We start from the raw sequence: 13674 nt of genomic DNA on the forward strand, positions 1-13674 counted from the left end.
ACTGAGTAACATAAAAAAATCCGTAATCCCTGATAGATTACGGATTCTTGCAGAACTGCCGGATCGTTCAACCGATCATTTTTGGCTTAACTGATCGGCATTACGCCATTTATGGTGACCTCTCTCAACCCGCCATCCACTCGCCAATGATCTCCGCATACAACTGCTCGGCTTCACTCAATTTGCTCAACAAACAATACTCATCGGTTTGATGCGCCATGCTCGGCTCTCCCGGGCCTAAAATAATGCACGGCGGATTGCCCAACGCGGGCAGCAGCAGCGATGCATCGGTAAAATAGGGCACCACGCGCGCTTCCAGCGGCTGATCAAACCGCGTCTGACAAAGTCGATATATTGACTGAACCCACTGATTTTCCGCTGAACTCAGCACCGCAGGCAGATCCACCAACGTCGTCATCTGCACCGATTCCCCCAAGAAATCACTTAACTGCTGGCGAATGGTGGCGTGCTGCAAGTTAGGCGCACTGCGAATATCCACATCAAAGGCGGCGCGATCCGGTACCGAATTGATGTTTAATCCGCCCTGAATGCGGCCAACATTGAGCGTCGGATGCTTCATTAATGGATGCGGCGCGCCAGGCGAAAAGTGGCGGATTTTGCCCAGCGCATCGGCGGCCAGATAAATGGCGTTGATGCCCAATTCTGGCATCGCGCCGTGCGCGGTTTTGCCGTGGGTTTCGCAGCGCAGCCACAATGCGCCTTTATGGCCAATTACCGGATAATTGGCGGTCGGCTCTCCGACAATCAGCGCGCCAATTTCCGGTAAATTTCCGGCTTCAATCAGTGCCTGCGCACCATCGCAACCGGTTTCTTCGCCTCCGGTGATCAGCAAAACTACGCCACGTCCGGCACGAATCGCTGCTTGCTGCTCAACGCAGGCGAGGGCGAAAGCCGCTACCGCCGCTTTCATATCGCTGGAGCCGCGTCCGTACAGGCGATCGCCGTCAATCTCTGAACCAAATGGATCGTGCTGCCAGGCCTGATTGCCCAACGGTACGGTATCCAGATGACCGGTAAACGCCAGCGGCTTGCCGTCGGCCGCGCCGGACATCGTCGCGATAAGATTCGCGCGATCGGTGCCAAATGCGCTTAGCGTGACCTCGAATCCATTGTCACTTAGCCAGTCGGCAAAAAACTGCATGCACGCCGCTTCATTGCCGGGCGGATTGATGGTGTCAAAACCGAGCAGTCGCTGGGCAAGCGAGAGCGAAGCCGGGCACATCACGCGCGCTCCGTCAGCCAATCAAGGCAGTTAATCCACAGTTGGCGATAGCCAGGCCACTGCGTGAACTCTTCCGGCAGCCAGTGCGCCGACATATCGCTGGTCCACACCAACGAACGGCCTTGCTGATATTCGCGTACCGCTAATAAAGGATGCGATGTGCCCGCGACCGTCGCCAACAGCGTACCTTCGGGATGCATCTCAACTTCGTTGTAACCCAACATCCACGGCCATTCACCCTCAATAGCGCTGAAAACGGCATGATGCTGCGCGATCTCCAGCGTAGAACCTTCTGGCGTTTCAATGCGGTCGTCCCAGGCGAGGCAGCGCACCGGCAGCACTTTTTCCACGTGGGTATTACGGAAGCGCGCGCCGCCGTTGATGCCCTGAAAACTGAAGTAGCCGCCAATCATCATCAGATTGCCGCCCGCAGCGACATAATCATGGATTAGCGCAAGACGGTTAGCGGTGCGGCGGCTTTTCATCCACGTATCGGGATGCAACAACAGCGTATTGGCACCAATATCCGACAGAATAATCACGTCCCATTGCTGTAAACCTTCCAGCGTCAGTGGGAAATCGGTGGCGGCGGCATGCGCTGGCATGTGCGTCACCGCGTAATCACTGTGTTTTAATGCCGCGATAAAATCCCCGGCACCGCTGTGCCAGGTGGCGGTGGCAAACTGATCAAAGCCTTTAATGTGGCTTGAGGTGCTGGTCCAGGATTCGCCCACCAGCAACACTTGCTTCTGCATTCGATTCTCCCTTTATCCGCCAAACACGCGCTGCGGGTTAGCAATCATTAATGTTTCGAGTTGTTCGCCGCTCACGCCAAGACGTTTCAGACGCGGGACAAAATGTTTGAGGATGTAGCCGTAACCGTGACCGCCAAAGCGCGTCAGCATGGTTTTCAGGAACACATCTTGTGATAGCAGGATTTGTTGAATGTAGCCGTCAGCGATCAGCTCAACGATGGCGCGCGCATTCTCTTCATCCGACGGCGATTGCGCCGCTTCATCAGCGTAGTAATAGCTCATGCCGATCATGTCGTATTCGAGGAACACGCCGCGATCCGCCAGTTCACGTTGATAGGTTTTATCGGCGAAACTCGGATTCATGTGGCACAACACGGTATGGTGCAAATCGGCCCCTTCCTGCGCCAGAATATCCAGCACCTTGTGGCCTAAACGTTCCCAGCCGGGCAGATGTACCTGAATCGGCACGCCGGTGGCGGCGCTGGCGCGTCCGGCTGCACGCAATGACTTCTCTTCATCAGCGGTAAAGCGGCTGGAAATGCCGATCTCGCCAATCAGCCCGGCAATCACCTCGGGTTTTTCTGCCGCGCCGCCAAGATCAAAGATCAGTTTGTCGGTCAGTTGTTCAACGCTGATCGCTTTTACCCATTCAGGATGCGACGGCTCCAGATATAAACCGGTGCCCATCACGATATTCAGCCCGGTTAAACGCGCGATGCGTTGCAATCCTTTGGGATCGCGGCCAATACCGATGTTGGTGGGATCAACGATAGTTTCGCCGCCCAGCGCGCGGTATTTCATTAACTCTTCAATCGCTAAATCCACGTCAAACAGCTGGCAGTTATCGCGGCTCATCAGCGGGTTCATCTGCAACTCGCCAAGATTCTCGATTTTGACCGGCATCTCGGCGATATGGCGATCGCTGCAACAGCAGGGCGGCACCCACTTGCCGGACGCATCCAGCAAAATGTGCTCGTGCATCAAGGTCACGCCCATTTCCGCCAGCGGCAGCGGGCCTAAAACCGTCATCACATGGCCACTGCACACACCGAGCGGCAGCGGTTCCGCGTGTCGAAAAATCGATCCTTTCATGAGCTATCCTTTTGCCGGTGCGCGCGTGGGATTAAGAATGCGGGTGTTGAGCCAGATGGCGAGCAGGATGATGGTGCCGGTGGCGATTTGCGTATAGAACGGCGAGATGTGCGACAAAATCAGCCCGTTCTGGATAATCGCAATTGAAAGCGCGCCCAGTAACGTGCCGATTATGGTGCCGAAGCCTCCGAACAGGCTGGTGCTGCCAAGTACCACTGCGGCGATCACCTGCAACTCAAAACCTTCGCCCTGATTGGAGGAGCCGCTACCGAGACGTGCGGTGATGATCATCCCCGCCAGCGCCGCCGCCATACCGCTGATGATGTACACCTTCATGGTGACCGCTTTGGTATTGATGCCGCTGCGGCGCGCACCTTCGGCGTTAGCGCCAATCGCCGTGACGTAGCGACCAAAACGCATATGATTCAGCACAATATGCCCGGCAAACAGCACCACGATGCCAATCAGCGCCGGCATTGGGATGCCCATTACCCATGCGCGGCCCATGAAGGTAAACAAGCTGTCGGCCGGAACCGGAATCGAATATCCCTGCGTCACCAGCAGCGCGATGCCGCGCACCACCGCCAATGTCGCCAGCGTTACGATAAACGCCGGAATTCCTTCAAAGGCGATAAAGAAGCCGTTGATGGCACCGACCAATCCGCCCAGCAACAAACCGCCGATCAGCACCACCGGCCACGGCAAACCCCAATTATTCAAGGCGATAGCGGATAGCGCACCGACCAGCGCCAGCGTCGAACCGACCGATAAATCAATGCCGCCGGTGGTGATCACCAGCGTCATCGCCGTGGCGACAATCAGCAGTGGGGCGCTTTGCCGAATGATATTCAGCCAGTTGGTGCTGGTGAGAAAATTACTGGTGATCAGCGAAAACACCACGCAGCAAAAGATGAAAAACAGCGCAATGCTCACCACGCCCGAATGGTTGTGCAACAGGCGGCGCGGCAGCGAATGTTGAATCATGCGCGAACTGCTCAAATTCATGATGCTCATCCTGTGACCTCAATGTGCCGCCGCGGAGTGAGCGGTAAATTTCTCACCCACGATCAAGTTAACGATATCGCTCAAACTGGTATCCGCCACGCGGCGGTCGGCCACATTGGTGCCTTCGTACATCACCATAATGCGGTCGCACACCAGGAACAGATCCTGTAAGCGATGAGTAATCAGGATCACGCTGACGCCGCGCGCCGACACGCGGCGAATCAACTCCAGCACCGCTTCGACTTCGGCCACCGCCAGTGCGGCGGTGGGTTCATCCATGATCAGCACTTTGGGTTCGAATGCCGCCGCGCGCGCAATCGCAATCGCCTGGCGTTGACCGCCGGATAAATTGCGCACTAACAGGCGCGTATCGGGAATTGAAATCCCCAAACCTTTAAGCATTTCACGCGCTTCGGCGTGCATTTTGGCTTGATCGAGGAACGGAATGCCGAGCACCGATTTCATCGGCTCGCGTCCCATAAACAGGTTTCCGGCGACATCCACCGTGTCGCACAGCGACAAATCCTGATAGACCATTTCGATATGACAGCGGCGCGAATCGGCCGGATTGGCGAAGTGCTGCTGCTCGCCATCGATACGAATGGTGCCGCTGGTTGGCACCACCGCGCCGGAGAGCACTTTGGTCAGCGTCGATTTCCCGGCGCCGTTATCGCCGACCAATCCCAATACTTCGCCCGGGGCCAGTTGCAAATTGACGCCGCGCAGGGAACGAATCGAGCCGTACGTTTTGGTGATGTTAATCATCTCTACCCGCGCTGGCGTAGTGTGTGGCTGCTGCATCTGATCACTCCCATTGCTATTGCCGGGAACCTTGTCTGTTGCTACGAACCGCGCCGATCTAACACGATTTACATGCTAGTAAACCGGTTTACCTGTCAGATAAAACGCCAGTTCGCAGCAACACCACAATACGTATCAACGATATTTGTTTGCCGCTATCCGCGTTGCAGCTTCTGTGCCAGGTTATAAATTAACCACTTCTGGCAAGAGAAAAACTAAGTGAATTCAGCAAGATAAAATTCAAGTGATGAGTAAACCGGTTTACCTCAGTGAGTGAATAACGCGTTGATTGCTGATGTTTTGCGCCAAAGTTGTGCGTTTTTGCGCCATTGTGGTTCAGGGATGGAGAATCTGAATCGAATCACGTCCGACCCATTCCACCGGCAAACGGGTTTCCAGCGGGATGTCGGCGTCGTTATTCAGCAGGCGCAACATGATGTCCACTGCGGTGTAACCCAGCTGCCGCGCAGGTTGGCGGATGGTGGAAATGCGCGGCTGAGTCAGGTCGGTGTAATTGGCATCATCAAAGCCAACCAGCGAAAGTGCTTCAGGTGCTTGCAGCCCGCTGGCACGTAAACCATCCAGCAAGCCCAACACTAAATAATCACTGGCGGCGAACACGGCGGTGGGGCGCCTGGCGCCACGAAACAGCTGCTGCAATGACTGTTGGCCGAACTCACGCTGATAATTTCCGTACATCACCCATTCCGGCGGCACCGATAAATCGGCCTGCTTCATCGCGGTGCAGAAGCCGAGATAACGTTCACGCACGCTCATCAACTGTTCCGGCCCGCCGATAAACGCGATATGGCGATGTCCCGCGGCGATCAACTGTTCGGTGGCGATGCGCCCACCTTGAACGTTATCGGCGAACACTTTCGGCACGCTGCTGCCGGGAATATCTTCATCAAGCAACACGATATGCTGATGACGCTGCACCTCTCTGCACAGCACGCCGTTGTCCGGGCGGTTGGTGGTGAACAGCAAACCATCCACCTGACGCGTATCCAGCCAGCGAATAAATTGCGCTTCTTTGTCGGGATTGTTGCGTGTGATGCACAAAACCAGGCTGTAACCGCGCGCCGAGGCCGCTTCTTCGGCGGCATCCGCCAGTTCGGCGAAGAAGGAGTTGGTGATATCCGGCAGCACCAAACCCAGCGTTTCACTGCCGCCTTTGCTCAGACGTCGCGCGAGGCTGTTGCCGCGATAATCAAGCTGGCGGATGGCGGCCTGAATGCGATCAATCGTCTCTTGCGGCAAGACGATGCTGTGATTCATGTAGCGAGAAACCGTGGCTTTCGATAGCCCGGCCAGTTTTGCCACGTCAGATAACAACACGCGTTTTGTACTCATGTTCCTCGCCATATTCATTGCTGGTCGCGGTGTGGTCACCATAAATGGCGACCCTACAAAACCGCGCCTTACATTCGTAGGGTCGCCATTTATGGTGACCTATTCCTTCACCAGACTTAATCATTGCACATCACTCACCAAATAAACACTTGACAAAAATATTCACTCGGCGAATTGTATGCTCAGTTTACCGCATCACCGGGAATCTATTCCCAAACTGATTTAAGCTAATTCACCAGGTATTCCTAACGGATGGGAAACCGAAAAACGCTTAATCCAGCTGCCTTAACAACACTGCATTTTTGCAGTGAATGACATCATTCCATCGATATTTGCCCGCCACATAAACTCAGCGTTAAAACGCTGGGATACGCTGATTATTTTTTATTCCCGACGAGGAACACCATGATGTTATCTTTCACCGGAAAACTGCGTTTATTGGTATTGGCTTCCACTCTCATTTCTGCGGGTTCATTTTTCTCTGTGGCGCAAGCCGCGCCCACTTATGCATTAGTGCAGATTAATCAGCAAGCGCTGTTCTTTAATCTAATGAATCAAGGCGCGCAAGAAGCGGCAAAAGCCAGCGGTAAAGATCTGGTGATATTCAATGCCACCGATAATCCGGTGGCGCAAAACGATGCGATTGAAAACTATATTCAGCAAGGTGTGAAAGGTATTTTGGTGGATGCGATTGATGTCAATGGCATCATGCCTGCTATTAAAGAAGCGGCGGCGGCGAAAATTCCGGTGATTGCCATTGACGCGGTATTACCGGCAGGACCGCAAGCGGCGCAAGTGGGTGTCGATAACCTCGAAGGCGGCAAAATCCTCGGTAAATATTTCGTCGATTATGTGGCGAAAGAGATGGGCGGCAAAGCGCGTTTGGGCATTGTCGGCGCGCTGAATTCGGCGATCCAAAACCAACGGCAAAAAGGCTTTGAAGACACCATCAAAAGCAACAGCAAAATCACCGTTGCGGATGTGGTTGATGGACAAAATATTCAGGACAACGCCATGACGGCGGCGGAAAACCTGATCACCGGTAACCCGGATTTAACTGCGATTTATGCCACCGGCGAACCGGCGTTATTGGGCGCGATTGCCGCAGTAGAAAACCAGGGACGCCAGAAAGATATCAAAGTATTTGGCTGGGATTTGACGGCGAAAGCCATCAGCGGCATTGATGGCGGCTACGTCACAGCCGTGTTGCAGCAGGATCCGAAGAAGATGGGCGAAGAGGCGCTGAAAGCCCTCAACGCTATCTCTGAAGGCAAAACGGTGAGCAAAACTATTTTAGTGCCCGCCACCGTGGTGACCAAAGCGAACGTGGATAGTTACCGTCCGCTGTTCAAGTAAGGTTTACACGCTGCGCGTCGCCAGGAGCGCAGCGAGTTCTTGATCGGTAGGAAAAGCGTTCACGGTACCAACGCGGCTGACGGTGATCGCGGCGGCCAGGCTGGCATGTTGCAGGGCAAGTTCATCGGGTGGCACGCCGCGCAATAGCGCCGAAGCCAGCATCACACCGAGGAAGGTATCGCCCGCGCCGGTGCTGTCTACCGCGCGCACTGTGGACGCCGGACTGAAGCACTTTTCCCGATCGGTGATCAGCCAGGCACCTTGCACACCTTGGGTGATCACTAAGTGGTTCACACCGGCAGGACGTAACAGCTCGGCTTCTAATTGATTGACCACGGCGATATCGATCAGCGGCCAGAGTTGCGCGAAATCGGCATTCACCGGCGAAGGATTAAATACGGTGATCAAGCCGTTAGCTTTGGCCCAGATAAACAGCGCACGGGTTTTCTCCAGTGAGAAATTACCTTGCTGCAATAAAATATCGCCGGGTTGGGCATCGGCTAAATAGGGCAGCATTTCTTCTAGTGTTAAAGCATCTGCTGCCGCGGTGGTGGTAATAATCGCATTATCACCGTCGCTACTGTTGAGAATAATTGAGGTGTCGCTATGCGTGGTTAAATAACTTTTGGGTAATAACGTTAGCGGTTCATGCGCAATTTGTTGACGAATGAATGCGCCATTGCTGTCATTACCCGTTGCTGCAATTAAGCGTGTCTCAATACCACAGCGTGAAATAACGATCGCCTGATTAGCGCCTTTGCCGCCAATATCCTGCGATGTTTTTACGCCGTGAATTGACGCGCCTTTTTGTGGTAAATCGTTAATCGACCAGGTTTCATCAACCACAATATTCCCTGCAACATAAACTCGCATAATGGTTCTCGTTAATAAGGTGAAGAAGATGGTTTCTATATCAGCAGGAAAAAGCAGCGCAATACAAGATATTTTTTCCAGGAAGAAAGCAGTGATTGGCGTGGTGCATTGTGATGCCTTTCCGGGTTCGCCTAAATATCGTAATAAGCCATTGAAAGATATTATTGAGCGCGCGCTGCGTGATGCAGATAATTATATTACTGGTGGCGTGCACGGCTTGATTATCGAGAATCATGGCGATATTCCGTTTGCCAAACCCGACGATATTGGCCCAGAAACCGCCGCATTTATGGCGGTGATCACGGAAAAGATTCGTGAGCGTTTTGGCGTGCCATTGGGGATTAACGTGCTGGCGAATGCGGCGATTCCCGCCTTTGCCACCGCGCTGGCAGGCGGTGCCGACTTTGTGCGCGTTAATCAGTGGGCCAACGCCTATATCGCTAATGAAGGTTTTATTGAAGGTGCTGCCGCCAAAGCGCTGCGCTATCGCAGCCAGCTGCGCGCCGAACACATCCGCGTCTTCGCCGACAGCCACGTGAAACACGGCAGCCACGCTATTGTTGCCGATCGCTCAATCCAGGAACTCACCCGCGACGTCGATTTCTTCGAAGCCGACGCGGTGATCGCCACCGGCCAACGTACTGGCGACAGCGCCACGCTGGACGAAATCGATGAAATCCGTGCCGCCACTGAACTGCCGCTGTTAGTCGGTTCCGGCGTCACACCCGCCAATATCTGCCAAATCCTTGGACGCACCCAGGGCGTGATCGTCGCCAGCACCTTAAAAGTGGATGGTGTGTGGTGGAACGAAGTGGAGTTGGCGCGCGTGAAGCATTTTATGGCGGTAGCGCAAGCGGCGCTGGAGGAGGCGTGATGGAGAGCTTCAGCGATCAGCTTTTGCAGCAGCATCAAACATTGTGGCAGGCGATGCAGCAGCACCGATTTGTGCTGGATATCGAACGCAATCAACTGCCTGAAAGTGTGTTCAATCGCTATTTGGTGTTTGAAGGCAATTTCGTCGCCACTGCCATCAACATCTTTGCGTTGGCCGTCAGCAAAGCGCCGGATATTCGCCAGCAGCGCTGGTTAATCGGCGTGCTGAATGCGCTGGTGGACACGCAAATCGCCTGGTTTGAACAGGTGCTGGCGCAGCGCAACATCAATCCCAACGATTACCCCGACGATCTGCCCGGCGTGAATGCGTTTCGCGATGGCATGTTCAAGGTGGCGCAGCAGGGCAGTTTTGCCGAGATCATCACGCTGATGTTTGGCGCGGAGTGGATGTACTACCACTGGTGCGCACGCGTTAGCAGCCAACCGATTGCCGACAGCGACATCCGTCGTTGGGTCGATATGCATGCGGAAGATGAGTTTTACCAACAGGCGTTGTGGCTGAAAGGCGAACTGGATGCCTGCGCGCAGACATTGAGCGCCGAAGAGAAAAGCCGCTTGTCGGTGCTATACGGCCAAGTGTTGCAGTGGGAAATCGATTTTCACAGTGCCGCCTATCCCAGCAGCGGGGCGTGAAGATGAATAACTGCTTTATTGAGGCGCGCAATATCTGCAAACGCTTTGGTGCGTTAACCGCATTGAACCAGGTCAATCTCAGCATCCATCGTGGCGAAGTGCTGGCGTTACTCGGCGATAACGGCGCCGGCAAATCGACCTTCACCAAAGTGCTTTCGGGAGCCTACAGCGCCAGCGACGGCGAACTGTGGATCGACGGCAAAGCGGTGAAATTCACCTCGCCGCGTCAGGCCGCCGAACATGGCATCGCCACTATTTATCAGGAGCTGGCGCTGGCGGAAAACCTCAGCATTGCAGAAAACGTGTTTTTGGGGCGTGAACTGAAGCGGCGCGTGTTGGGCATTCCGTTTCTGCGCCGCCGTGAGATGCGTGAACAGGTCGATCAGTTGCTGAAAGATCTCGATGCGCACATCTCCGATGCCGAAGCGTCAGTTGGCAGCCTGTCCGGTGGACAGCGCCAGGCGGTGGCGATTTGCCGCGCGCTGAATCTCAATGCGCAACTGGTGATCATGGATGAACCGACCGCCGCGTTGGCGGTGGCCGAAACGCAAAAAGTCCTACAATTGACGCGCCGGCTGGCTGAACGCGGCTGCGCGGTGGTGCTAATCAGCCACAACATCAGCGATGTGTTTGCGGTGGCCGATCGCATGGTGGTGTTTCGTCGTGGACGAAAAATTGCCGAGCGCCGTCACGCTGAAACCTCGCCCGATGAAATCGTTTCATTAATTACCGGTGCGCATCCCGAAGCGCGCGCCTTTGAAAATGCCTAATGGTCACTTCATCAATCCAGGGGAAATAAAGATGCGTCGAATAACTACAGCTGTTTGTTCTCTCTCTTTACTGTTTTCCACGCTGGCGCTCGCCGCTGAAAAAGTGGCGTTTGTGCCGCAGATTATTGGCATTCCCTATTTCCAGGCGATGGAAGCGGGCGGCAAACGCGCCGCCAATGATTTGGGCGTTGAGTTTGTCTACAGCGGGCCGGTGGATACCAACCCAATGGATCAGTTGCAGATCGTGCAAAACCTGATTGCGCAGAAGGTCAATGCGATTGGTATCAGCGTATTAGATGCCTCCAGCATCGCGCCGGTGATGGCGCAGGCCAAAGCCAACAACGTGCATTTGTTTACCAGCGACAGTGATGCGCCAGATAGCGGCCGTCCGGTGTACGTGGCGCAGGCCACCGATCAGGGATTGGGCGAAACCATCATTGATGAGATGGTCAAGCGCGTCGGCGATCACGGCAAAATCGGCATCGTCTCCGGTGAAGCCACCGCTTCGAACCTCAATAGCTGGATTGGCTTCATGCAGCAGCGCGTGAAGAGCAAATATCCCAACGTCACCTTACTCAAACCGCAGTACGCGGGCGGTTCCGCCAGCCGCGCGGCGCAGATTGCTACCGATTTGATGTCAGCCAATCCTGACCTTAAAGGCTTGATCGCGATGGCATCGACCACTTGCCCTGGCGTGGCACAAGCCATTGAGACCGCCGGCAAAAATGGCAAGGTGATCGGCAGCGGCTTCTGTAGCCCGAACACCGCACGCTCTTACCTGAAAAGCGGTGCCTTTGGTTACACCGTGCTGTGGGACCCGGAAAAACTCGGCTATCTGACCGTGTGGGCCGGTAAGCAGTTAATTGATGGCAAAGCCTTCAGCGCCGAAAACAACGTGCCGAGTTTTGCCGAGCCGGTGAAATTTGACAGCAAAACCGGCGTATTGCTGCTCGGTTCGCCTGCGGTGTTCACCAAAGAGAACGTTGATCAGTTCAAATTCTAACGGGGATGCGCATGCAGATGACTTCACGGGAGATCGCCTTGCTGGCGATTGCCCTGTTCGCCAGCGCCGGTTTCGCGTGGTTTTCGCCGTGGTTCGCTACGCTCGATAACCTGTTAACCATTCTGCGCAACAGCAGCGAACTTCTGCTGATCGCGCTTGGCATGACGCTGGTGATTGCGATGGGCGGCGTTGATGTGTCGGTTGGCGTGGTGATGGGCGTGGCGGCGTGGGGCGTCGGGCAACTGCTGCTGGCGCAATCACCGTGGCTGGCGGCGCTGGCCGGTCCGCTGCTGGGATTGCTGTTGGGGTTGATCACCGCGCTGGTGGTGGTGATTGGCCGCATTCCGGCCATTGTCGGCACGCTGGGATTGTTTGGCGTGTGGCGCACCGGCTTGTTCGCTTTGCTCGGCGGCCAGTGGCTTTCCGGCTTGCCCGACAGTTTAACCAGCGGATTAATGCATTCGCTGCTGGGATTGCCGCTGATGGCGTGGATCATCGTGCTGGCGTGGGCGGCAGTGTGGTTGATGTTGCGCCACACGCCGTACGGATTGTGGCTGCTGGCGGCGGGCAATTCAGAGGAGAAAGCGCGACTGGCAGGCATTCCGGTGACGCAAGTGCGCATCGCCACCTTCATGATCAGCGGCCTGCTGTGTGGCATCGCCGCCACCTGTTATATCGCCACCTATCGCAATGTTGAAATGACGGTTGGCGGCAGTTTAGCGCTGGAAGCGATTGCTGCGGTGGTGCTGGGCGGCACGCGCATCACCGGCGGTTCGTGCAGCTTGTTGGGCACGCTGCTCGGCGTGCTATTGCTGCGCATTCTGCAAAACGGCTTGCTGCTGGTGGGGATTCCGTCGCTGTGGCAAACCGTGGTGACTGGCGCGGTGTTGCTGATTGTTCTTAGCAGCGAAGCGGTCAGCGGACGCATGTTTACCTTCCGGAGGCTGGCATGACTTTCTGGCGCAAATCACCGGATATCACGCTACTGATCGCACTGTGGTTGTTGCTGGCGCTGGGTATCGTGCTGGTGCTACCGCAGATGCTGGCGAGCTGGTCGATCACCTCGATTCTGCAATTCGCCACCTTGCTGTCATTGGTCGCACTCGGCCAATCGCTGGTGGTGATGACTGGCGGTGGCGGCATTGATTTGTCGGTCGGCGGCAATGTGTCGTTATCGGCGGTAATAGGCATGCTGGCGCTCGATCAGGGACTCAATCCGGCATTGCTGCCGTTGGTTTGTCTGATTAGCGGCACGCTGGCGGGGGCGGTCAACGGCTTGCTGATCGCCCGGTTACGGCTTTGGCCGCTTATTGTCACGCTCGGCAGCTTCTATCTGTTTTCCGGCCTGGCGCTGGCATTAACCGGCGGCGCAGCAATTGCTGGGGTGCCAGCGGAATTAACCCAGTGGGGACGCGGTGCGCAATTGGCGATCCCCTTGCCGTTTCTCACCTGCGTGATCCCGGCATTCCTCATCGCCTGGCTGATTCTGAGCAAAAGCGCGTGGGGTAAGTGGATTTACGCCTGCGGCTTCAATGAACACGCCACGCGCCTGGTTGGCATCCCGGTTGATCGCCTGCGCTTGCTGGCCTACTGCCTGAGTGGATTACTGGCGGGTTGTGCTGGATTTGTCTCTCTCAGTTGGCTGGGCAGCGCGCGGCCAGAAATCGGCGTCAATCTGGAACTCGAATCTCTCACCGCAGCCCTGCTCGGCGGCGTCGCCATTTTTGGCGGGCGCGGCAGCGTGATCGGCGTATTAGCGGCGGCGCTGATGCTGGTCACTATCAAAACCTGCATGTTGCAGTTGGGACTGAACAGCGTCTGGCAACTTGGCGTGGTGGGCATTCTGTTAATTATCGTGTTGATGGCACAACGACTTTTCATCTATCGGAGATAACC

14 protein-coding genes are annotated in these 13674 nt (G+C 55.4%); 7 read left to right on the forward strand and 7 right to left on the reverse strand.

The annotated features are described in order from the left end of the window. Nucleotides 1-124: 124 nt before the first annotated feature. The 6 genes from ACPUC7_RS22000 to ACPUC7_RS22025 all read right to left on the reverse strand — a co-directional run bounded on the left by ACPUC7_RS22000 (nt 125) and on the right by ACPUC7_RS22025 (nt 6261). A complete protein-coding gene (locus tag ACPUC7_RS22000; RefSeq protein ID WP_494924618.1) occupies nt 125-1243 on the reverse strand; it encodes a M20 family metallopeptidase in 1119 nt (372 codons plus the stop codon). Continuing rightward, a complete protein-coding gene (locus ACPUC7_RS22005) occupies nt 1243-1998 on the reverse strand; it encodes a glutamine amidotransferase (RefSeq protein WP_494924539.1) in 756 nt (251 codons plus the stop codon). The genes ACPUC7_RS22000 and ACPUC7_RS22005 overlap by 1 nt, the downstream gene beginning before the upstream one ends. A gap of 12 nt (nt 1999-2010) precedes the next feature. Further along, nucleotides 2011-3090: a phosphotriesterase family protein gene (locus ACPUC7_RS22010; RefSeq protein ID WP_494924540.1), complete on the reverse strand. Its 1080-nt coding sequence runs from the start codon at nt 3088-3090 to the stop codon at nt 2011-2013. 3 nt (nt 3091-3093) lie between these two features. Further along, the gene (locus tag ACPUC7_RS22015) at nt 3094-4095 is read right to left on the reverse strand and encodes an ABC transporter permease (protein WP_494924541.1); all 1002 of its coding nucleotides are present in this window, start codon (nt 4093-4095) and stop codon (nt 3094-3096) included. An 18-nt stretch (nt 4096-4113) separates the two neighbouring features. Next, nucleotides 4114-4860: an ATP-binding cassette domain-containing protein gene (locus tag ACPUC7_RS22020; protein ID WP_494924619.1), complete on the reverse strand. Its 747-nt coding sequence runs from the start codon at nt 4858-4860 to the stop codon at nt 4114-4116. Between the two features lie 372 nt (nt 4861-5232). Beyond that, on the reverse strand, nt 5233-6261 hold the full coding sequence (locus ACPUC7_RS22025; protein ID WP_494924542.1) for a LacI family DNA-binding transcriptional regulator: 1029 nt from the start codon (nt 6259-6261) through the stop codon (nt 5233-5235). Between the two features lie 393 nt (nt 6262-6654). On the opposite strand from ACPUC7_RS22025, the gene ACPUC7_RS22030 reads away from it, so the two are divergent. Then, nucleotides 6655-7605: an ABC transporter substrate-binding protein gene (locus ACPUC7_RS22030; protein ID WP_494924543.1), complete on the forward strand. Its 951-nt coding sequence runs from the start codon at nt 6655-6657 to the stop codon at nt 7603-7605. A 3-nt stretch (nt 7606-7608) separates the two neighbouring features. On the opposite strand, the gene ACPUC7_RS22035 is transcribed toward ACPUC7_RS22030, so the two are convergent. Then, nucleotides 7609-8478 carry a PfkB family carbohydrate kinase gene (locus ACPUC7_RS22035; RefSeq protein ID WP_494924544.1) on the reverse strand — a complete coding sequence of 290 codons (870 nt, stop codon included), beginning with the start codon at nt 8476-8478 and terminating at the stop codon, nt 7609-7611. A 28-nt stretch (nt 8479-8506) separates the two neighbouring features. On the opposite strand from ACPUC7_RS22035, the gene ACPUC7_RS22040 reads away from it, so the two are divergent. The 6 genes from ACPUC7_RS22040 to ACPUC7_RS22065 are packed head-to-tail and all read left to right on the forward strand — an operon-like array spanning nt 8507 to nt 13672. Beyond that, complete coding sequence (locus ACPUC7_RS22040) at nt 8507-9352, forward strand: BtpA/SgcQ family protein (protein ID WP_494924545.1); 846 nt, start codon at nt 8507-8509, stop codon at nt 9350-9352. Beyond that, complete coding sequence (locus ACPUC7_RS22045) at nt 9352-10005, forward strand: TenA family protein (RefSeq protein ID WP_494924546.1); 654 nt, start codon at nt 9352-9354, stop codon at nt 10003-10005. Before ACPUC7_RS22040 ends, ACPUC7_RS22045 begins: the two co-directional genes overlap by 1 nt. Nucleotides 10006-10007: 2 nt before the next feature. Next, nucleotides 10008-10775: an ATP-binding cassette domain-containing protein gene (locus ACPUC7_RS22050; RefSeq protein ID WP_494924547.1), complete on the forward strand. Its 768-nt coding sequence runs from the start codon at nt 10008-10010 to the stop codon at nt 10773-10775. Nucleotides 10776-10806: 31 nt separating this feature from the next. Continuing rightward, entirely contained in the window at nt 10807-11778 is a 972-nt protein-coding gene (locus ACPUC7_RS22055) for an autoinducer 2 ABC transporter substrate-binding protein (protein ID WP_494924548.1), read from the forward strand. An 11-nt stretch (nt 11779-11789) separates the two neighbouring features. Further along, a complete protein-coding gene (locus ACPUC7_RS22060; protein ID WP_494924549.1) occupies nt 11790-12731 on the forward strand; it encodes an ABC transporter permease in 942 nt (313 codons plus the stop codon). Then, nucleotides 12728-13672 (forward strand): ABC transporter permease, encoded by a 945-nt coding sequence (locus ACPUC7_RS22065; RefSeq protein WP_494924550.1) that lies wholly within the window; start codon nt 12728-12730, stop codon nt 13670-13672. The genes ACPUC7_RS22060 and ACPUC7_RS22065 overlap by 4 nt, the downstream gene beginning before the upstream one ends. Nucleotides 13673-13674: the final 2 nt, after the last annotated feature.

It is taken from the genome of Pantoea sp. CFCC18179, from assembly GCF_059412405.1.